Origin of the sequence: Glutamicibacter sp. BW78, from assembly GCF_002332245.1 — a bacterium.
GTDB lineage: Bacteria > Actinomycetota > Actinomycetes > Actinomycetales > Micrococcaceae > Arthrobacter_H > Arthrobacter_H rhombi_A.
Window position 1 is genome coordinate 117,545 of record NZ_NRGU01000030.1, and the last position, 20,030, is coordinate 137,574.

General features: G+C 64.5%; 19 protein-coding genes. 3 read left to right on the top strand and 16 right to left on the bottom strand.

Annotation, left to right across the window (positions count from 1 at the left end):
* Positions 1-9: 9 nt before the first annotated feature.
* Entirely contained in the window at positions 10-333 is a 324-nt protein-coding gene (locus CIK75_RS04930) for a hypothetical protein (protein ID WP_241895341.1), read from the bottom strand.
* 91 nt (positions 334-424) lie between these two features.
* Positions 425-1,342 carry a mycothiol conjugate amidase Mca gene (gene mca, locus CIK75_RS04935; RefSeq protein ID WP_096223405.1) on the bottom strand — a complete coding sequence of 306 codons (918 nt, stop codon included), beginning with the start codon at positions 1,340-1,342 and terminating at the stop codon, positions 425-427.
* A 70-nt stretch (positions 1,343-1,412) separates the two neighbouring features.
* Between mca and CIK75_RS04940 the strand changes: the two genes are divergently transcribed.
* On the top strand, positions 1,413-1,856 hold the full coding sequence (locus tag CIK75_RS04940) for a DUF4307 domain-containing protein (protein WP_087000426.1): 444 nt from the start codon (positions 1,413-1,415) through the stop codon (positions 1,854-1,856).
* Between the two features lie 215 nt (positions 1,857-2,071).
* Entirely contained in the window at positions 2,072-2,563 is a 492-nt protein-coding gene (greA, locus tag CIK75_RS04945; protein ID WP_087000423.1) for a transcription elongation factor GreA, read from the top strand.
* Between the two features lie 71 nt (positions 2,564-2,634).
* Here greA and ilvA read toward each other — a convergent pair whose 3' ends face one another.
* The 14 genes from ilvA to CIK75_RS05015 all read right to left on the bottom strand — a co-directional run bounded on the left by ilvA (position 2,635) and on the right by CIK75_RS05015 (position 18,255).
* Positions 2,635-3,906 carry a threonine ammonia-lyase gene (gene ilvA, locus CIK75_RS04950; protein ID WP_096223406.1) on the bottom strand — a complete coding sequence of 424 codons (1,272 nt, stop codon included), beginning with the start codon at positions 3,904-3,906 and terminating at the stop codon, positions 2,635-2,637.
* Positions 3,907-3,932: 26 nt separating this feature from the next.
* On the bottom strand, positions 3,933-5,144 hold the full coding sequence (locus CIK75_RS04955) for an AI-2E family transporter (protein ID WP_096223343.1): 1,212 nt from the start codon (positions 5,142-5,144) through the stop codon (positions 3,933-3,935).
* Entirely contained in the window at positions 5,135-6,052 is a 918-nt protein-coding gene (locus CIK75_RS04960; protein WP_096223344.1) for an aldose 1-epimerase family protein, read from the bottom strand. Before CIK75_RS04960 ends, CIK75_RS04955 begins: the two co-directional genes overlap by 10 nt.
* 119 nt (positions 6,053-6,171) lie before the next feature.
* Positions 6,172-6,981, bottom strand: coding sequence for a Bax inhibitor-1/YccA family protein (locus CIK75_RS04965; protein WP_096223345.1), 810 nt, complete (start codon positions 6,979-6,981; stop codon positions 6,172-6,174).
* Between the two features lie 132 nt (positions 6,982-7,113).
* Complete coding sequence (locus tag CIK75_RS04970; protein ID WP_096223346.1) at positions 7,114-8,397, bottom strand: BtrH N-terminal domain-containing protein; 1,284 nt, start codon at positions 8,395-8,397, stop codon at positions 7,114-7,116.
* Positions 8,398-8,401: 4 nt separating this feature from the next.
* Positions 8,402-9,907, bottom strand: coding sequence for an IMP dehydrogenase (gene guaB, locus CIK75_RS04975; RefSeq protein ID WP_096223347.1), 1,506 nt, complete (start codon positions 9,905-9,907; stop codon positions 8,402-8,404).
* A 113-nt stretch (positions 9,908-10,020) separates the two neighbouring features.
* The gene (locus CIK75_RS04980; protein WP_096223348.1) at positions 10,021-12,123 is read right to left on the bottom strand and encodes an acyltransferase family protein; all 2,103 of its coding nucleotides are present in this window, start codon (positions 12,121-12,123) and stop codon (positions 10,021-10,023) included.
* Positions 12,124-12,342: 219 nt separating this feature from the next.
* Positions 12,343-13,950 carry a chaperonin GroEL gene (groL, locus tag CIK75_RS04985; protein WP_087000409.1) on the bottom strand — a complete coding sequence of 536 codons (1,608 nt, stop codon included), beginning with the start codon at positions 13,948-13,950 and terminating at the stop codon, positions 12,343-12,345.
* A 64-nt stretch (positions 13,951-14,014) separates the two neighbouring features.
* Positions 14,015-14,311 (bottom strand): co-chaperone GroES, encoded by a 297-nt coding sequence (groES, locus tag CIK75_RS04990; RefSeq protein WP_087000407.1) that lies wholly within the window; start codon positions 14,309-14,311, stop codon positions 14,015-14,017.
* Positions 14,312-14,479: 168 nt separating this feature from the next.
* Positions 14,480-14,935 (bottom strand): hypothetical protein, encoded by a 456-nt coding sequence (locus tag CIK75_RS04995; protein WP_096223349.1) that lies wholly within the window; start codon positions 14,933-14,935, stop codon positions 14,480-14,482.
* A 124-nt stretch (positions 14,936-15,059) separates the two neighbouring features.
* On the bottom strand, positions 15,060-16,034 hold the full coding sequence (locus CIK75_RS05000) for a hypothetical protein (protein ID WP_206745473.1): 975 nt from the start codon (positions 16,032-16,034) through the stop codon (positions 15,060-15,062).
* Positions 16,035-16,356: 322 nt separating this feature from the next.
* Positions 16,357-16,833 (bottom strand): hypothetical protein, encoded by a 477-nt coding sequence (locus CIK75_RS05005; protein WP_096223351.1) that lies wholly within the window; start codon positions 16,831-16,833, stop codon positions 16,357-16,359.
* A gap of 93 nt (positions 16,834-16,926) precedes the next feature.
* A complete protein-coding gene (locus tag CIK75_RS05010; protein WP_096223352.1) occupies positions 16,927-17,847 on the bottom strand; it encodes a hypothetical protein in 921 nt (306 codons plus the stop codon).
* Positions 17,848-17,883: 36 nt separating this feature from the next.
* Positions 17,884-18,255 (bottom strand): hypothetical protein, encoded by a 372-nt coding sequence (locus CIK75_RS05015; RefSeq protein ID WP_096223353.1) that lies wholly within the window; start codon positions 18,253-18,255, stop codon positions 17,884-17,886.
* Positions 18,256-18,741: 486 nt separating this feature from the next.
* On the opposite strand from CIK75_RS05015, the gene CIK75_RS05020 reads away from it, so the two are divergent.
* Positions 18,742-19,986 (top strand): class I SAM-dependent methyltransferase, encoded by a 1,245-nt coding sequence (locus CIK75_RS05020; protein ID WP_096223354.1) that lies wholly within the window; start codon positions 18,742-18,744, stop codon positions 19,984-19,986.
* Positions 19,987-20,030 lie beyond the last annotated feature (44 nt).

A 20,030-nucleotide genomic window follows, 5' to 3' on the forward strand; every position in this document is an offset into this window, starting at 1 on the left:
TCCCACGGATCAGCGGGCCGGGCCCTGGCCGTCGTCGTCGTTCTCGGTCCCGTCGCCGAAATGAATACTGCCATCGGGGCCCGGGTTGCTGCGTGGCGGGAACTCGTCGCTGGCCGCCTGGCGTTCGCGCCCGCGTTCCACCAATTCGTTTTGGCGTTCCTCAGCGGTTCCGGCATAACGGACCCGCCGGATGCGCCGTGTCATGTCCCTGATCAGGAAGATCACCACGATCACCATCGCCGCGGTGGCAACGAAACCCGCGAAGCCCGGGCCGATCTCACGGGCGGCATCTCCGGTGGGGACAGCCGGAGCGGAGCTGGCGGCGACCAGCACTGAAGACAACAGGTTCACTTTTGCTCTTTCTTGGTGGGTACCGGCCCTGGCCGGCCCGCCTAGTCTACCCGTGAGGCGGACAACGGCAGACTTAGCGTAGACCCGCGAAAAGATCTGTTTCGGGTGTCGGGGCTTCGACACGGGAGGTGACCAACGTGTAGTCCTCCCAGGGCCAATACTTTTCGTAGACCCACGTGGGAACGGCAAAGAAGAAGCCCGCCGGGTCGATCTGCGTCCGGTGTGCCACCAAGGCGCGGTCACGGGCTTCAAAGAAGTCGGAGCAGGCGATCTGCGTCGTGGTCTCGTGCGGGCTGACCCAGCGGAACATCTCTTCGTCGGGGTGCGCTTCAAAGGCCTTGACCCGCTCTTCGTAGGGGGAATCAATGCCGTTCTCCACCATGGCGTAGTGCAAGGTGCGAATACGGTCCGGGCTGAAGGCGCGGTCGTAGTAGAGCTTGGAGACCTCCCACGGCTCACCCAGTTCGGGGTAGCGGGCGGGATCGGCAGCTGCTTCGAAAGCCTCGACGGATACCCGGTGGGTCATGATGTGGTCCGGATGCGGGTATCCCCCATTTTCGTCGTAGGTGGTCATCACCTGGGGACGGAACTCACGAATCAATTTCACCAACGGGGCGGCAGCCCGCTCGAGGCTCTGGGTGGCGAAGGACCCGAAAGGCAGCGGTGGCAGCGGGTCCCCCTGCGGAAGGCCCGAGTCCACGAAACCGATCCACCGGTGCTCGATGCCCAACGCGGCGGCGGCTTCGGCCATTTCCTTGCGACGCAGGCCCGCCAGATCCCGGTGGGCGTGGGCCAGTTCGCCTGCGGACGCGTTGAGAATGTCTCCGCGTTCCCCACCGGTGCAGGAGGCCACCATGACACGCGCCCCGGCCTGGGCGTAGGCGGCCATCATGGCCGCACCCTTACTGGACTCGTCATCCGGGTGGGCATGGACAGCCAGAAGTCGGAAACCCTCTGACGGCGGGACGGGAACGACCCGGGATTCTTCCACGATGAGCTGCTCCTCAATGCCATCAGGACGGCCGGTTTGCCGTCCTGCGAAAAGACCTAGACTGGTGGGGATGAACACCCAGCAGCCGGCGCCCCCTCCTTCAACGGACGACGCGCCACCGTCCAGCGTAGCCAATCGTTATGGCGCACCCAAGCGCGGCCTGACCCGGCGGCGCAAAATCGTCATGATCTCCGTGGCCCTCGTCCTGGCGATCATCGCCGCAGGCGTGGTCGCCTGGTGGAACGTCAAGCCCTATTCGAGCAAAGATGTTGCGTTCGACATCACCTCAAACACGAGCGCCAACGTCACCATCCAGCTGGAAAAGAAGCCCCGGGACACCGTTTCATGCAATGTGCGGGTGATGAATGAGTCCTACGCCGTCGTCGGTTGGAAGACCGTCACGTTCGGGGCCACCGAAGGCACCGGACGCGAAACGATCATCAAGGACTTTGACCTGCGCACCGAATCGCTCGGAGTCACCGGTGGAGTGACCACCTGTTGGGTCGCCGGCTAGGCCAAGTATGACCACCGTGGGGTAGGCCACTTGGGGTTTCGCCGGATAATGGCTAAAATCGTTCACATACGATCCACCCCGCCTTGAACTGGTGACGGACCGCGGTTCTTCACCACGTATGGCGGGGTCTTTGCTTGCATCGCCTCGGGCGGGGCAAACACTGCAGTTCAGTGGCCGGTCATCCGACCGGCCCATTTACTACAAGGAGAAGTACGTTGACCACCAACCATGAACCGGCTCTCTGGCTCACCCAGGAGGCATACGACCGCTTGTCCGCTGAACTTGAGCACCTGCAGGGTCCCGGCCGCGCTGAGATCGTCGACAAGATCGAGCAGGCCCGTTCCGAGGGCGACCTGAAAGAAAATGGTGGCTACCATGCCGCCAAGGAGGAACAGGGCAAAGCCGAAGCCCGGATCCAGTACCTCTCGGACTTCCTGCAGAAAGCCGAAGTCGGCGACGCCCCGGCCGATGATGGCGTGGTGGAGCCCGGCATGCTCGTCGAGGCGAATATCGCCGGCGACAAAACCACCTTCCTCTTCGGCAGCCGCGAAGTCGCCGGCGACTCGGGTCTCGAGGTCTACAGCGAAAAGTCACCCATCGGCGCTGCCGTCCATGGCAAGAAGGTCGGCGATAAGCTCAGCTACACCGCGCCGAACGGTAAGTCGATCGACGTGGAGATCATTTCCGCGACGCCTTACGTCGGCTAAGTACCTGCCGCTGCGGCCTGCATCTCCCCCCGGGGAGATGCAGGCCGCAGGTTTTTAACCAGAAAACCTGCTCAGGTGGTGATGATGAGCGGCTGGAAGCCTTCCGCGCGCAAGTTGTCCAGCACCTGTTCGGAATGCAGGTGGCCCTTGGTCTCCATATCAATGGTGATGGCCACATCCCCCATCGACAGCGAACCACCGATCCTGGTGTGGTCCACTCCGGTGACGTTGGCATCGGATTCGGCGATCACCCGGGAAATCGTGGCCAGCTCTCCGGCCCGGTCATCGAGCATCATCCGCACCGTCAGGTAGCGTCCAGCGACCGCGAGGCCACGCTGGATCACCTTCAGCAGCAGCAACGGGTCGATATTGCCTCCCGAGAGGACGACGGCGGTGCGCTGAGAATCGATGCCCAGTTCGGCCAGTTTGCCCTCCAACAGGGCCGCGACCCCGACGGCGCCCGCCGGTTCCACCACGAGTTTGGAGCGCTCCAGCAAGAACACCAGGGCCCGGGCCAGCGCATCTTCGCTGACCGTCACGACGTCGTCCACCAGCTCACGGATGATCGTGAACGGCAGTTGGCCCGGACGGCCCACGGCGATGCCGTCGGCGATCGTGGAAACCTTCTCCAAGGGCACGAGCGCGTCGGCGGCCAGCGAGGGCGGATAGGAGGCAGCATTCTCGGCTTGGACGCCGATGACCCGGATCTCCCGGCCCTGTTCGCGGGCCTTGGCTTTCACCGCCGTCGCCACGCCGGCCAGCAGGCCTCCCCCACCGACTCCCATGAGCACGGTGTCGACGTCGGGCAGTTGTTCCAGCAGCTCCAACCCGATGGTTCCCTGACCGGCAATGATGTCGGCGTTGTCGAAGGGGTGCACAAACACCGCTCCGGTGGCGTCGGCATAGCGTTGGGCCTCCGCAAGCGCCTCATCGACGTTATGCCCGTGCAGGATCACTTCGGCACCGTGATCCTTGGTCGCGGTGAGTTTGGGCAGGGCCACACCCAACGGCATATAGATCCTGGCGGTGATACCCAGTCGTGCGGCGGCCACGGCGACACCCTGGGCGTGGTTGCCGGCCGAAGCGGCGACGACACCGCGGGCCTTCTCTTCCTCGCTCAGCCGGGCCATGCGCACATAGGCGCCACGGACCTTGAAGGAACCAGCACGCTGGAGGTTCTCGCATTTGAGGTAGACATCGCTGCCGGTCAAGGTTCCCAAGGCACGGGAGTGTTCCACCGGGGTGTGCGCGATGACGCCCTCCAGGAGCTCGGCGGCTGCTTCGATATCGGCCAGGGAGACGGGCAGGGTCTGGTGGGTGGTGGTATCGGGTGGCTGCTGCATGGGGACGCTTTCATCAAGGGAGTCGGTCACCGGGGGGGTTCTCCGGTGCGGGGGCCGGGCGACGGGACGGCATCGGTTTCGCCGTCGAGGTCTGCCGGCGCAGTGAATGGCGCGCTGGGACCCGGGGGCGGATCGCCATCCACGGCCCACGCCCCGGGGGTTTCCCAGCCGCGCGCCGAAATATAGCGGATCATGGTGTTCAGCACGGCCATCACCGGCACGGCGAACAGGGCGCCGGTGATACCGGCAATGAGCGTGCCGCCGGTCACGGCCAAGACGACGGCCAAGGGGTGGAGGCTCACCGCCCTGCCCATGACCAGCGGCTGCAAGATATGAGATTCTGCCTGCTGGACCAGCAGGACGACGGCGAGCATGACGAGCGCGTTGATCCAGCCGTTGGCCACCAGGGCCAAGAGGACGGCCAGGGCGCCGGTGGCCAGCGCACCGATGATGGGGATGAACGAGCCCAGGAAGACCAGTCCACCCAACGGAAAGGCCAGCGGTACCCCGAGGATGGCGGCACCAACACCGATACCGACGGCGTCGATGAAGGCGACAAAGAGCTGCACCCTGGTGTAGTTGACCAGGCTGATCCAGCCCCGGCGTCCGGCGCCATCGGTCGCGGCGCGGGCCCGACGGGGCATCAGCCCCACCACGAACGTCCAGATGCGTTCGCCTTCGAGGAGGAAGAAGACCAACGAGAAGAGGGCCAGCAGCAGGCCGGCGGCACCGTGCCCGAGCGCACTGCCCCAGGACACGGCACCGCTGAGGATCGTGTCACTATTGGATTGCAGCTGGCTCAGGGCCCCGTCGAGGTAGCGATCCAGGTCTTGGTTGCTCAGCTGGAGTGGCCCGTCCGATAGCCAGTGCTGGACCTGGGAAACGCCGGCCAGTGCCTGCTGCCATAGGCTCATCATGCCCCGGGCCATGGTCCGCCCCACCAGCGAGAGCAAAATGGTGATGACGGCCAAAAACAGCAACATGGTGACCCCGGTGGCCAACCCGTTGGGGAGCTTCCACCGCCGCAGCAACCGCACCACCGGCATCAGCAACCCGGCCAGAAGTGCAGCGATCATCAGGGGGATGACCAGCAGGGAAACGTGGCTGAGGAGCCAGAGCATCAGGCCCGTCGTGGCCACGATGATGGCTACTCGCCAGCTCCAGGCTGCGGCCATTCGCACACCATACGGAAGATCCCCGGTGACGTTGCGGTGTCCCGGCTCGGGGGTTAGAGCCATGATTCGATGCCCCAACGCCCGATCAGGTGCTCATGTGGGGCCAACCAGGTCAGTCCGTCACCTGAATTGAAGGCATTCGCCGGCGCCGTCATCGGCTCGATGGCCACCGCCAACGGCTGGCCGGCGTACCCCTCGGTGACGAAGACTTGGGCGTACCCGAAGCCGGCATCGGCCCACAGCCCGACGGCCCGCCCGTCGGGCGCGGTGAGACGGTGGTGGTGTACCCCGTCGTCGTGCAGGGTCAGTCCGGTCAAGCCGATATCGATGCGCAGGTCTCCCACGCGGCGTCCGGCGCGCAGATCAGTATCCCCGTCCACGGGCGAGGTCCCGGTGGGGATGAGTCGTTCGTCGGTTTCCAGGACGGTGTCGGCCTGCACGGTCACCAGCAGTTCTTCGGTGGGCACCTCCCCCAACCGTAGATAGGGGTGGGCCCCGAGTGCTGCGGGGGCCTTGCGTTCACTGTGGTTCAGCAAATCCTGGGTGACCGAGAGCCCGCCTTCTGCGTCGAGGGCGTAGGTCACGGTATGGGTCATCCGGAAGGGGAAACCGTGCTGCGGGAAGATCTCGGCCGAGAGGCAGATCAACGATTCGCTGGAGGCCTCGAGGCGGTATCCGGTATTGCGCAGCAGGCCGTGGATGGCGTTGCCGTTGGCCACCTCGGTCAGGTCCAGTTGCTGGGTCTGCCTGTCCAGTTCCCACCGCCCGTCACGGATCCGGTTCCCCCAGGGGGCCAGCAGGATTCCCGAGCCGGAGGGCGGCAATTCGTGTTCACCGAAGGGCTGGGCCAGGTCGATGCCGTTCCGGCGGTAGATGCGCAGGGCCGCAGCCAATTCGGTGACGACGGCTTCGGCTCCGCCGCCGCGGATCGTGAACTGCCGACCCGTGGGCGCGGCCGTGGTTCCACTCATCGCTGTTCCCTTCCTGGCTGGATGTTCTCCTACGATATCGCCGCGGGGAACCGGGTGCCGCATACATGACGACGGCGGCACCCTGAGGGGCACCGCCGTCGTCCGTGATGGATTCGTGCCTAGAGTTCTCGCATGATGGCGATGATGCGCAGAATCTCCACGTACAGCCACACCATGGTCACGGTCAGGCCGAAGGCTGCGGTCCAGGCGAACTTCGCCGGGGCGCCCTGTTCGACGCCGCGCTGGATCTGGGTGAAGTCCAGCACCAGCGAGTAGGTGGCCAGCAGGACGGCCAGCGCACCGATCGCGAGGCCCATCCATCCCGAACGGAGTCCGAACATGGAATCGGTGACGCCGAACAGCATCAGGCCCAGGTTCACCAGGCTGAACAGCAGGTAGGCGCCCATGGCGATGGTGAACATCTTGGTCATCTTCGGGGTCGCCCGGTATTTGCCGGAGCGGTAAAGCAGCAGGGTCACGGCGAAGACGGAGAAGGTGGCCAGTACCGCCTGGACGGCAATGCCCTCATACATGCCGTTCAACACCGCCGAGATGGCACCGAGGAACACGCCTTCGGCCGCGGCATAGAGCATGATCAACACCGGGGAGGGCTCGCGCTTGAAGATGTTGACCAGCGCCAGCACGAAGCCGACGAGCATCCCTGGAAGCATCAGCGCCGGGACCTGCCAGCCGATCACTGCCGTGATGACCAGGAGGCCCCACATCAGCACGGTCTTGGAGACGACGTCGTTATAGGTCAGCCGTCCGGTCTGGGCCGGTGAGGCTGACGGTGAGTTGTAGAGATCCTGCAGGGACTGCGAGCTCATCGGCTCGGCCGTGCGCTGGTCACTGGTGGTCGTGTTCCCCTCGGGCCGCATTTGCTCGCGGAACGCCTTGGACTGGAACATCGGGTTGCCCCCACGGGCCATGGTGTTCTCCTCAATAAGTTCGTTTCACTGATCCTACCGGGTACAACGCATGGGCCGACAAAAATGATCCCCGAAGTGACAACGGTTTTTCCGGCGCTCTTCCCGCCGTCGCCGCTCCGCCACGGACGCCGCCTACTCGCTGATCGTGGCGAGCACCTCGACGAGTCGGGTTGCCGCGTTTTCCTCGGCCACGGCCAACGGCTCCACCCGGTCGGCGATGGCTGCGAAATGCCCGCTTCGTTCATCCGGGTCGATATCGGGATCAATCATGTCGGTCAGCTCATCCCACTGTCCGGCCACAGCCCGGTAGTCGGGGCTGCACTCGGCCAGCCGTTCAAGGCCCGGCAGCTCCGAGGCCTCGTCGAGGAAGTCTGCGTAGAGTCCCCGCAGTCCTCCCGGGCCTCCGTAGCGTCCATCGGTGAGGAACTCGACGACCGTGTCCAAGGCGTGGGCCAGCCGGCCCGGTTCGGAGAGGAGCCCGGTCCACCCCTGAGCCGAAGTGGTGTCACGCAGTTGCCCGGCCCAAGTGCGCAGGCCGGTAATCCCCACCTGTGGGGCGAAGTGTGCCGGCAGGTCGTTCAGATCGCTGGTCCCCAGCAGACGCCCGGTGGTCTCTTCGATGGCTTGAAGGATGTTTCTTTTCAGCGTTTCAACATCGGGCCCACCGGAAGAAGGCACCCATGCCTGCCAGTTCTTCAGGGCCTTGAGTCGACTGCGGGCAGCGGCCAAGGTTTCGGGGGCAATCAGCTGCAGTTCCCCGGAGCCGTCATCGATGATCAGCTCCTCCTCGTCATGTTCGCCGAGTACCGCCACATCCACTGGTTCGTCCTCATCGGCGATGCCGATCTCCATCCACGGCAGGGAAGCCCTGCTGATCCGGACGACGACGGCACGGCCGGCGTCCAGTCCGGCGTCCAAGTATTGGGCAGCCAGCCGGGCGCTGCCGGTCTTCTGCTCGCGAACCTTTGCCCCGCTGCGGGTTAACAGATTCGCCGTATAGGGCTCGGGGTGGGCCCGGGTGACCACCGTGGCGGTCGTGGTCGATGCATCGTCGAAGACGAACACCATGAAACCGATGCCCCCGGCCAGGCCGGCCAGCAGTGCCTCGCTGAGCGGCTGGCCGGTCAGCGGGTGGGCCACCCCGGCCTGGGTGAGCACCCGGTGCCAGAGACCTGCGTCGTACTGGGTCACCCCAGCCGGTGCCGGGTACTCCGGTAGCTCATGAGGATCCGCCGCCGGTTGACCCGACCGGGCAGCCGGATCGCCCGCGCGTATCGGGGTACCCGCTGGAGCGGGGCGCGCCGAGGGACGTTCGGGACGGCCGTCGAGGAGGGCCTTGCGTGCTGTGGTGTAGGACTCCCCCGTACGCTCCATGCGTTCACGGGTGAGCTTCTTGAGCTGCTTCGGCTGGGCCACGTGGTTAGCGCGTTCGGTAGTTCGGGGCTTCGACGGTCATCGTGATGTCGTGGGGGTGGGATTCCTTCAGCCCCGCAGCGGTGATGCGCACGAATTTCCCACGCTCCTTCAACGCCGGAATCGTGCGTCCGCCGACGTAGAACATGGTCTGGTGAAGCCCGCCGACCAACTGGTGTGCGACGGCTGCGACCGGGCCGCGATAGGGAACCTGGCCTTCGATGCCTTCGGGGATCAGCTTCTCGTCCGAGGGGACGTCGGCCTGGAAGTAGCGGTCCTTCGAGAAGGACGTGTTCTTCCCCCGGGTTTGCATGGCGCCCAAGGAGCCCATGCCGCGGTAGGCCTTGAACTGTTTGCCATTCATGAAGACCAGTTCACCCGGGGATTCGGCCGTGCCGGCCAACAGGGAGCCGAGCATCACCGAATCGGCGCCGGCGACCAGGGCCTTGCCGATATCGCCCGAATGCTGCAGACCGCCATCGGCGATCAGTGGCACGCCTGCGGGGATGGCCGCCTTGGCGGATTCGTAGATGGCGGTGATCTGCGGGACACCCACGCCGGCGACAATACGCGTGGTGCAGATCGAGCCCGGACCGACCCCGACCTTGATCGCGTCCGCGCCGGCATCGATGATCGCCTGGGCCCCCTCACGGGTGGCCGCCTGACCGCCGATGACATCCACATGGGCTGCCGCCGGGTCCTTCTTCAGCCGGGCGATCATATCCAGCACACCCTGGCTGTGGCCGTTGGCCGTATCCACGACCAGGACGTCAACCCCTGCCTCGACCAGGGTCATGGCGCGGTCGTAACCTTCACCGAAGAAGCCGACGGCTGCACCAACGCGCAGACGCCCCTCCTCGTCCTTGGTGGCCAGCGGGTACTGCTCGGCCTTATCGAAGTCCTTGACGGTGATCAGGCCCTGCAGGACGCCGGCGTCGTCGACCAGCGGGAGCTTCTCGATGCGGTGCTTGCTCAACAGTGCGATGACTTCATCGCGGGGAACACCGACCCTCGCGGTGATCAGCGGCATCGCGGTCATCGCCTCGTAGACCTTGGTGGTCAGGAACTGTTCGAGGGGGATGAAGCGGGTGTCCCGGTTGGTGATGATGCCCAGCAGCTTCTTTTCCGCATCCACGACCGGCAGTCCGGAGACCCGGTAGTGGCCACAGAGGTCATCCAGCTCCTGCAAGGTAGCATCCGGGCTGATGGTCACCGGGTCGGTGATCATCCCTGATTCACTGCGCTTGACCTGGTCGACCTGGCGGGCCTGGTCGTCGATGGAGAGGTTGCGGTGGATGATGCCGATGCCGCCTTGGCGGGCCAGCGAGATCGCCATCGGCGCCTCGGTGACCGTATCCATGGCCGCGGAGAGCAACGGGATGTTGATGTTGATCCGCTTGGTCAGCCGCGTGGAGGTATCCGCTTCCGAAGGGATGACGTCCGTGGGCCCGGGCAGCAGCAGTACGTCGTCGTAGGTGAGGCCTTCAAGGGCAAAGGGATTGAACTCGGACACGGGGAACCTTTCGAAGCCGTCAGAGGATTGCTTACATCCTAGGACCTTCGGCGCCCGACTGACACGCCTTAGCTCCGGTGGTGTGTGCAACGCAACCCTGGGGCGGGGTGCCTTTACCAGTCCAGTGCCGATTTCAGTCGGCGTTCGAACACCTCGGAGGTGCTGCGCGCGTAGGTCTTGGTCAGATGGGATTTGTCGAGATAGACCAACACGTTGCCGATGACGGGGCGGCAGATTCCGTCCGGGCAGAGTTCGCTGGTCATATCCAAAAAGCCCAGGTCGCCCGGGAGTTCTCCCCTCATGGCTTCGGCGTGGAGGTCATCCAGCGGGGAGTCGGCGGCGATGAGCTCATCTCGGGGGACCTGGCATTGTTCGGAGTCCGGCCCGTTGAGGTCCACGCATTCGGGCACACCGAGCCCGAAGCGGGGGGTATCGCGCATCGCAATGACCTGTTTGCCTTGTTCGAGGAAGGGCCGGATTCCTTCTTCGTAGCCAGGGACGACGGTCTCCTCATCGGCAGGGGTGCGCTCATCGGTGGACCCGTAGGCCTGCGTGAGAGTACCGAGCGTCAGTACGGCGTCTGCCTCGTGGTCCAGCACGTAGTCGGTGGCCGCCTCGTTGAATTCGTTGCATTCGGCATCACGGCTGCGGTCCTCGGCGCCGAACCGGCAGGCGTTGCGGTTGATCAGCACCCACGCCCAGTTGTTCTTCTGGGCCGCCTGGTCCAGTGCGCTGGTCCAATGCTGGGCGTGCGAATCCCCCAGGACGATGATGGTCTGATCGGCGGTCTGCGGATCCCCGCCCATTTGGCAAAATTCCATGACCGGGTCCGTGAGTTCATAGCCCTGGCCACATTCACCGCCGTAGTTCGCCCACTCCCCCGAGAGTTGGGTCGCTAGTGGACGCACCATGGCTTCGGGGTCTCCGGTGGGCTCGTAACCCGGCGTCAAGGATGCGGCACCGGGGTTGTCCAGCTTCGGTTGGGACTGGGCTGCCGTTTCGTCGGCGGCAACCCGAGCCTGCCAGCCGCTCAGGGGCATCGCGACCATGCCCACCAGCAGACCGACGACGAGTCCGAGCCGTCGGCGCCGTAGCGTGGGCCACCGCCAGCCGTGGAATGGGGTCTCAACGCCCTTGGTCGTCACCCAAGCCAGCCCCAAGGACAGTCCGATGACGCCAAGACCACCCAGAAAGTCGGGTTCATCGAGTCGATTCACCGACAGATAGATCACCAGGATGGGCCAGTGCCAGAGATACAGCGCGTATGAAAGGTCCCCCAGCCGGGTCAGCGGGCGGGCCGCCAACAACCGGTCGACGCCGAACGGATGTCCCGTCCGTCCGGCGGTGATGATCGCCGCAGCCGACAAGGTCGGCCAGAGGGCGATGTATCCGGGAAACTGCTGCTGGACCTGCAGCAGGATGCCGCAGGAAAGCATCGCCAGCATGCCAGCCCACCCCAGGGCCACACGCACCGCCATCGGCAATTGGCCGATATGGGGAAGGAGCACGGCCAGCAAGGACCCGAGAGCAAACTCCCACAGCCGGGCCCCGGTGTCGAAATAGGCCCAGGACTGGCTGGTGCTCGTGATGTGGATCGAGTACGTCAAGGAACCGATGAAGACGAGGCCGAAGGCCACCGCTAGGACGGAGCCGAATCCTACGTGTGGACGAGCCCTGCGGAGCAGTTTCCAGACGAGTGCGGCCGCTCCGATGACCAGCGGCCACAGGATGAAGACCTGCCCTTGGATCGACAGCGACCAGAAGTGCTGCAAGGGGCTGGCGGCTCCATGGTTTTCGGCGTAATAGTCCACCGATTCCCGCGCCAGCGTCCAGTTCTGCGTATAGAAAAGAGTCGACCAGGTCTGTTCGAAGACCTCGCCCCACCGGGTCCTGGGCAGCAGCGCCGCGGTAGCTAGAAGAACGGCCAAGAGGACGACGACGGCTGCCGGCAACAGTGATTTGAACCGGTGCAACCAGTACCTCAGCAGCCCGATCGGCTTCCCCGCGGACACTTTATAGGCGAACGATGAGGTCAGCAGGAACGCCGAGATCAGCAGGAAGACATCGACGCCTCCGGAGACGCGTCCCAACCAGACGTGGTAGGTGACCACCATGAGTACGGCGAAAGCGCGAAGGCCCTGAACTTCGGGGCGGTAATGCGGTTTGCTCGGGGCCGGAGTCGCGGTTCCGGGTCGGTAGCGGCGTGGATCAGACATGGTTTCGCCGCCTTCCTGTGGCTGGTACCTAACATCCGCCGGGGTCCGTCCCTGCCCGGCGTCCACCACTTTAGCAGCCCACCGTTACCGAACTGTTACAGGCCGGGTGGGTCCAACCGAGGGCCACCACTCCTCAGGCGGCACAGCCCACCTCCATTAACGCAGGAGACCCTCCCACCGCAGTTGATGCGGGGAGAGGGTCCTGCGTCGCGTGACGACCTAGTGCTGATGGCCGTCGCTGTCGTCGTCTTCCTGCTTATCGGCGACCAGGGTCTCGGTCGTGAGCACCAGGGCGGCGATCGAAGCGGCGTTCTGAAGTGCTGAACGCGTCACCTTCACCGGGTCGATGACACCGGCTGCCAGCAGGTCCTCGTACTCACCGGACTTGGCGTTGAAGCCCGAGTTCACCGCCGACTCGGAGACGTGGTTCGCCACGACGTAGCCATCGAAGCCTGCGTTCTGGGCGATCCAGCGCAGCGGCTGGACCAGTGCACGGCGGACGATGCCCACCGCAGCAGCGGCGTCGCCTTCGAGGGCGGTCACGTTCGGGTCGGTGTCCAGCACGGAGAGCGCGTCGACCAGGGCGGTACCGCCACCGGCGACAATGCCTTCCTGGATCGCTGCACGCGTGGCGGAGACGGCGTCTTCGATGCGGTGCTTGCGTTCCTTGAGCTCAACCTCGGTGGCTGCGCCGACGCGGATCACGCCGATACCGCCGGAGAGCTTGGCCAGACGCTCCTGGAGCTTTTCCTTGTCCCACTCGGAATCGGTGCGGCCGATTTCGGCCTTGAGCTGGGCCACGCGATCATCGACATCCGCGGTGTCGCCGTTGCCGTCGACAATCGTGGTGTTGTCCTTGGTGACCGTGATGCGGCGGGCGGAACCGAGAACCTCGGTACCGACCTGGTCCAGCTTCAGTCCGAGGTCCTGGGACACGACCTGGGCACCGGTGAGGATCGCGATGTCCTGCATCATGGCCTTGCGGCGATCGCCGAAGCCCGGGGCCTTGATGGCCACGACGCTCAGCGTGCCACGCAGCTTGTTGACCACCAGCGTGGACAGGGCTTCGCCCTCAACGTCCTCGGCAATGATGAACAGCGGCTTATTGGCCTGCAGGACCTTCTCCAGCAGCGGCAGGAAGTCCTGCACGGCGGAGATCTTGCCGGAGTGAATCAGGATCATGGCGTCTTCGAGGACGGCTTCCTGACGTTCCGGGTCGGTCACGAAATGCGGGGACAGGTAGCCCTTGTCGAACTGCATGCCCTCGGTGATGGTCATTTCGGTCGAGGTCGTGTTCGATTCCTCGATCGTGATGACACCTTCGGCGCCGACCGTGCCGAACGCCTTGGCCAGCAGCTCGCCAATTTCGTCGTCCTGGGCGGAGATCGCGGCCACGTTGGCCACGTCCTCGCCTTCAACGGGGCGGGCGTTCTCTGCCAGACGGGCCGTCACGGCCTGGACCGAGGCCTCGATGCCACGCTTGATCTCGCCCGGCGCAGCGCCGGCCGCGACGTTGCGCAATCCTTCCTTGACCAGTGCCTGAGCGAGCACCGTGGCGGTGGTGGTTCCGTCACCGGCGACATCGTTGGTCTTGGTGGCGACCTCCTTGGCGAGCTGGGCTCCGAGATTCTCGTAGGAATCGTCAAGCTCGATCTCGCGGGCGATGGTCACGCCGTCATTGGTGATCGTGGGGGCTCCCCACTTCTTGTCCAGGACCACGTTGCGGCCGCGCGGGCCGATCGTGACCTTGACGGTATCGGCCAGCTTATTGATGCCGGCCTCGAGCGCCTTGCGGGCGTCGTCGTTGAATGAAAGCTGCTTTGCCATGTTGCTACTCCTTGCTCACCGCGTGAAGCCCCGGCCGCTGGGGCCGGGGCTTCACGCTCGGGAACTACTTGACGACGATGGCCAGAACGTCGCGGGCGGAGAGGACGAGGTACTCGGCGCCGCCGACCTTGACCTCGGTGCCGCCGTACTTCGAGTAGATGACGACGTCGCCCTCGGCTACGTCGACGGGAACGCGGTTGCCGTTGTCGTCAACGCGACCCGGGCCCACTGCCACGACCTTGCCCTCCTGGGGCTTTTCCTTGGCGGTGTCAGGGATGACCAGGCCGGAAGCCGTGGTCTGTTCTGCCTCGAGCGGCTGAACAACGATGCGATCCTCGAGAGGCTTGATGGAGACCGACATGCGGATCTCTCCTTTGCGTGAGTTACCAATGGTTACGGGGCCGTTGGGGTGTACCAACCGTCGTCGCGGTGCCAGCTGGCAAGTACCTCAGGCTTTAGCACCCGATGTCTTCGAGTGCTAATACAGACTCTATGAGGTCGCTGGCACTCGGTCAAGGCGAGTGCCAAATCAGACACTGTGAGCAGCCTTGCCGCGCTGGATGCCCCAGACCCCGATGCACATGCCGATGAGGCAAAGCAGAAGGACCGAGATGAATCCCCCGACCGGTAAGGACAACAGTTCCCTCGCCGTGCTCGCCTCGATACCGGAGCCGAAGTATTCGCCTCCGCCGCGGAGATAGGAGCCGGTCAATACTGCTTGGATGCCCCAGGCCGCAATGAGAGACAGTCCGGCCACCACGCCGATGGACAAAGCTGCATAGAGGACGACCCGGAATCCGAGAGCCGAACCACGGGGCCAGATGGCCTCCCCCGCGTCGACGTCTCCGGCTGCCAGGGCTTCCGGGAAGCTGTCCAGAAGTCCGTCACCGGTTTCAGGGAGGCCCTCAGCTGCCTTCCCGCCCCCCGGGATCGAAGTAGCCGGGGCACCTGGTGAGGGGGCGGGGAATTCATCGGCGGGGTTCATGATCCAACGGTACCTGCCACCGACTTTGCGCGCGCCCCCGGCTCTTCATTGGCATTCCGCGGTGCGGGCGAGGAAATCCCCGCCAAGGTCACCGTGAAGTACACCGCCGCAACCCTCGATGAAGCTAGTGAAGTTGAAGAGCCAGCCCGATCTCCTGGCTCATGGTTTTCCAGACATGTGCCGATGGCGTTGCTTGGACCATCATGGTCCCTTCCGGGGAGCGGCCAATCGCAAAGTGTCCGGCACTCCCGGCATTAAGCCACGCTCGTTCCATGTCCAGATCCGGCATCCTAAAGCGCCACACGAACCAAGATTGGGCCCATGCTCGCTCCAAAGCGCGATCCGCTCCCGCAGGCGGGGCGCCGGAACCTTCAAGCCTGTTTTCAAAGGCCCCCATGGGAACTTGGTCGACGCTTCCCGGCACGCTCCACGCGGGCCCCAGACCGGCCCAGGCAGCGATGACACCCGGCAGGCTCCCCTCACGGATCACGTCCAGGCGTACAGCCCCCGGCGGGACGGCGTTTTCCGTCTCACCGAGCACCAGCTGCGCATGCGAGGGCCGCGAGGCCACCAGCACGCAGCCTCCCCCTGCCCAAGCATCAAGCTGGGTGGTTTGGGTACCGTACTGGCCTTCGACGACAAACCGTCGTCGAGCCGAATTCAGGGGAACCGACAACAGCTCGAAGGCGCGGGTGAAGGCGCCGTCCGGCTCCATGAGTCCTACGGCCACTAGTTCGGCGCACTCCCCGGCCGCGGCCATCATCTGCATCTTCCCCAGCCGACGCTGCCCGGCATGGTCCATGACCAAACGGAAGGCCGCATCAGTCAACACGGGGCCTGCCGGTCGATACGGCTGGATCCGGCAGACCCGGTCCACGGCTTCGGCACGGATCCCCGAGGCTTCCTGGAGGTACGGGTCCAGCGGCGGTTCACGCATGGGTTCGGGCATCGATCCATCGGCTACTGCATCATCGATGATCGCCCCAGCAAGGATCTCGGCGAACAGCGGGGCAATGTCCTCCTGTTGTTCCACGGTGTAATGCGCAGCGATTTCTACGGCGTTCGCTCCGGCGAAACACAACCAACGGTCAATCAGCACCGTGTGTTCGTTGGTGGAGAAGGTGAATAATTGACCCCGCGCAGGCCGACCAGCCACCTCCCCGCGATCGTGTGCGATGCAATGGGAGCCTGGTATCCCACCCAATATTCCGGCGAGTGACTGCGCGCCCAGCGCCGGAAGCGAACCAGAGGTGGGCCGGCTGCGCACGACGATGTTCGGACGGAACGTATCTGGAGAGACCTCGGGATAGGCCAACACCATCGTGTCGGCTTCCCCTGCAAGCCTGACCCACTCCGGTGGGCAGGGCAGGCCAACGGTCTGGTGAACTTCCCTGGGCCACCCCCTGTCGGGATGTCGGAGCTCATCGGCTCTCCCCATCGTCATCCGGTTTCGCGCCCCGGGGCCCGCCCTGTCCCCCGTTGTGGTGCCGGGCAGCGACGCCGAGACGGCCATAGAGTGCACCACCAGGCGCGAGTGCCTGGGAGAGCCGATCCTCGCCTGCTCGTATTCTTCTGCGGGTTTCCTTGATCCAGGCCGGAAGCATGAAGGAAGGGAGCCAGAACACGGCGATGATGCCCACGACCAGACTCGGAAACAACAGGAAGAAATGGGCCAGCTGAAGCAAGGGTGGCGCATACCCCAGGACTAGGGGCCCCACGCCGATCATCATGAAGGCCACCCCGAGATACAAGGAAGCCAGCCCCGGCCAGCCGGGCATCAACGAGCCCTTGAGCATCAGCCAGGCTTGGAATCGGCCACGATAGGCCAGTATCCCGGCGATGAAATTCACCAGACCGAACGCGAAGGACACCCACGGGGACAGTTGTTCTGCCGTCATGTGCGGCCTCCTTGTCGTTCGCTACGCCGGTCGGCAACGTGGCCGGTCCGCGCTCGAGTTCTTGGCTGCCCGCATCCACAGACGGGCTACAAACTATCCGAACACTGAATTCCACGCGTCGCTGACCTGATCGCCTGCGTCCCCCAGGAGATCCTTGCCACCATCCCGGGCGGCTTGGGCGATGTCCTTGATTCCATCGCCGATTCCGGATTCGTTCAAGACCCAGCTGAGGCCGATGCCGACGCCGAAACCGATCACCGTGCCCACGGGGCCACCCATCGCAGTGCCGATCGCAGCGCCCGCCACCCCGGCACCAATGTCCAGGCCAACCTGGACCGTTCCCTGAACACCAGCCATTTCTCGGGCGCGGGCTGAAATTTCGTCCTGGGTCCAATCAGGGTGGTCGGCGGCCAGCTCGGCCTCGGCCTGATCGTGCTCGCCCTTATAGGTGAGTCCTATCGTGGCAACGGTGGCAATCGGCCCGGCCACGCGCAGGGCCTTGGTGAGTTTGCCACCATTGCGCATCGCATCGTCGAAGTCGAGGATCCGTCCCTTCACGTCCCAGAAACGAGGTCCACCCTGGGTATAGAGGGTGGAATGGGTATCGACCCGGTTCTTGTACCAATCAAAGCGCTCATAGGCCCACTGGTTGATGGGAGTCCGCATGCCGGTCCACGCCTTCTTGGTCCCGGTATGCTCAACGTCCTGGATTTCTACCCGTGACCCCACCTGTTCTGGTCCAGTGATGAATGGTGCCCGAGTGATATTGCCGTCGACGTCGACTACCCAATCGGCGCTCGGAGCAGTAGTGCTGTAATCCCACAAGGGAACCTCGACCGCAGTGGAAACCGTGTAGTGATAGACCACCGAGTCGAAAGTCGCCCAGGCGGCCATGGTGACGTAGTCACCCGAGCCCAATTCCGGTTTCAACAGCCCGGCGTTTTCAATGGCCTGTCCATCGATGCCTTCCAGCGTGGAGGAACAGTTCTCTGCCGCCTTGACCAAGTCCCCCACGAGGATATTGACGTATTCCTGAACCAGGTCCGTCGTCTAGATGCCCGCGGTAACCTCCGTGCCCGCGGCCACGAGTTCATCGTGTTCGGAGATGCGCAGACGGGCCTCCGTCTTGCGGATTTCCAGCTCGCGGATCTTCGACGCGAAGTCCTGCGTGGCATCCTTGACGAGGGACGTGGCACCCTTGACTGCCGCACCGTGGGTCGTGATCAGGTCGAACAACTCTCTGACCTTTTCCTGCGCCGTCTCGGGTTTCGTGGTGAACCCCGGGTACAAGCCTTTCCACGCCGTCTCGCAATCCTCGACCTTTTCGCAGAGGTCTTTGCCCTTCTTGGCGAGAGCCGAAGCAGCAGAGTCGATAACTGCGGGCTCCGGCCAGTCCTCAAGCCCCGTCGCGTCAATGACCATACCTATTCCTCCACGGTCAGTGCGTCGTCGATTTCCACAACAACACTCTGCTGCATTGAGGTTTGTGCACTGTCCATCATCGTGGCATCGCCCTGTTCGAAGGCCTGTACCGATTCCTCCATGCCGGTGACCGCATCTTCGTCGCTTCCATCAGGTCTTCCATCGTCCCCAAAAGTGCTTCGCGCTGAGAATCCAGGTCCTCCCGTTCGCTTCTGACTTGTCGCAACGCGCCGCGCACCGTCGCCGGGACAATCGCGTACCCGTGCACACCGCTCGTCTGCATCTGCCCCGCTACTCGTGATACCGGCAACCATCCGAGTTTTCAGCCGGTCCCCGAACTTCCTCACCCACCAAGATATCCGCGCCCCTGCAGCCACGCCATGGGCAGAACTCCCCATGGCGGGCACCAAGCACAGTTGACTCCTCGACCCAACTACCCTTCTTGAAGGCGATCGGACGAGCCAACCGGCGACTAGGCTGGTTCCCATGCCATCCCCCGCGCCTGCCTCGGAAAATCTTGCCGCCATCCTCTCCCCCGAGGGTTTTGGCCTGCTCAATTCCCTTCCCGTCGACGCGGCGACCACCGACCAAGAGGCGTTGGAACTGAACCTGCGCTTGCGCAAGGAGGGGCACGAGGCCGAACTGGTCACCGCCGTCGTCCACCAGGCCCGACTCCGCGCCCAGGGAACCAGCAAGCTCGGCCCGTTCGCCGAGCACATGATCTTCACCCGCGCCGGGCTCGAACAGGCCACCCGGCTCAGTATCGCCGCCCTGCATGCCCAACGGTTCGTCGGTGCCGGATTCTCCAAGGTGGCCGACCTCGGTTGCGGGCTGGGCGTCGATTCCATGGCCATGGCCTCCCTGGAACTAGACGTCACCGCCGTCGAACTCGATGAGACAACCGCCGCGGCGGCCACCGTGAACCTCATGCCCTGGCCCAATGCCCGCGTGGTCAACACGGATGCCACCACCTTCGACCTGGAAGGCTTCGACGCCGTCTGGTTGGATCCGGCACGGCGCACCACCTCGTCGTCGGGCACCTCCCGGCTCTTCGACCCCGAAGCGTTCAGCCCACCGTTGTCCCATGTCGAAGCATTGGCGGACAGCGGGCTGCCCGTCGGGGTGAAGCTCGGTCCCGGGATCCCCCATGAGTCGCTCCCGGCCAACTGCGAAGCCCAATGGGTTTCGGTTAACGGCGATGTCACCGAAGTCGCGCTGTGGTTCGGCCCGCTGGCCCGGGCAGGAGTCCGTCGAGCCGCCTTGGTCGTGGGCACTGCGGGTTCCCACGAGCTGACCTCCTCCACGGACCACGACGCCGGGGCCTCACTGCGCGGTGAGGTTCCCGTCGGCGACATCGGAGGCTACCTCTACGAACCCGATGGGGCGGTCATCAGGGCCGGACTGGTGGCCGAGGCACTTCAGCAGGTCGGCGGCCACCTGATCGACCCGCATATTGCCTACTTCTGCGCTCCCGAACATGTACAGACCCCCTTTGCCCGGGCCTACGAAGTGCTACGTGTCCACCCCTATAACGTCAAGGCGCTGCGCATGTGGGCAAAGTCCGAAGGGATCGGCATATTGGACATCAAGAAACGCGGGCTCGATGTCGCACCGGAGGAACTACGCAAGATGCTGTTGGCCGGCGTGGGGAAGAAAGCCAAACGCCGGGCGACGCTGGTCCTCACTCGGATCGGCGATCGCCGTCTGGCCATCGAGGTCACACCGCTGTGAGCTGGTCGTCCCCAGCGGCCGGTCCCCCACAGCTAGACTGAGCC

Coding starts and splice junctions, on each gene's coding strand:
- CIK75_RS04995 (WP_096223349.1), bottom strand. CDS start 14,935: ATGAACCCCGCCGATGAATTCCCCGCCCCCTCACCAGGTGCCCCGGCT.
- CIK75_RS04965 (WP_096223345.1), bottom strand. CDS start 6,981: ATGGCCCGTGGGGGCAACCCGATGTTCCAGTCCAAGGCGTTCCGCGAG.
- CIK75_RS04940 (WP_087000426.1), top strand. CDS start 1,413: ATGAACACCCAGCAGCCGGCGCCCCCTCCTTCAACGGACGACGCGCCA.
- groES (WP_087000407.1), bottom strand. CDS start 14,311: ATGTCGGTCTCCATCAAGCCTCTCGAGGATCGCATCGTTGTTCAGCCG.
- CIK75_RS05020 (WP_096223354.1), top strand. CDS start 18,742: ATGCCATCCCCCGCGCCTGCCTCGGAAAATCTTGCCGCCATCCTCTCC.
- CIK75_RS04980 (WP_096223348.1), bottom strand. CDS start 12,123: ATGTCTGATCCACGCCGCTACCGACCCGGAACCGCGACTCCGGCCCCG.
- CIK75_RS05005 (WP_096223351.1), bottom strand. CDS start 16,833: ATGACGGCAGAACAACTGTCCCCGTGGGTGTCCTTCGCGTTCGGTCTG.
- groL (WP_087000409.1), bottom strand. CDS start 13,950: ATGGCAAAGCAGCTTTCATTCAACGACGACGCCCGCAAGGCGCTCGAG.
- CIK75_RS04960 (WP_096223344.1), bottom strand. CDS start 6,052: ATGAGTGGAACCACGGCCGCGCCCACGGGTCGGCAGTTCACGATCCGC.
- ilvA (WP_096223406.1), bottom strand. CDS start 3,906: ATGCAGCAGCCACCCGATACCACCACCCACCAGACCCTGCCCGTCTCC.
- CIK75_RS05015 (WP_096223353.1), bottom strand. CDS start 18,255: ATGGTCATTGACGCGACGGGGCTTGAGGACTGGCCGGAGCCCGCAGTT.
- CIK75_RS04955 (WP_096223343.1), bottom strand. CDS start 5,144: ATGGCTCTAACCCCCGAGCCGGGACACCGCAACGTCACCGGGGATCTT.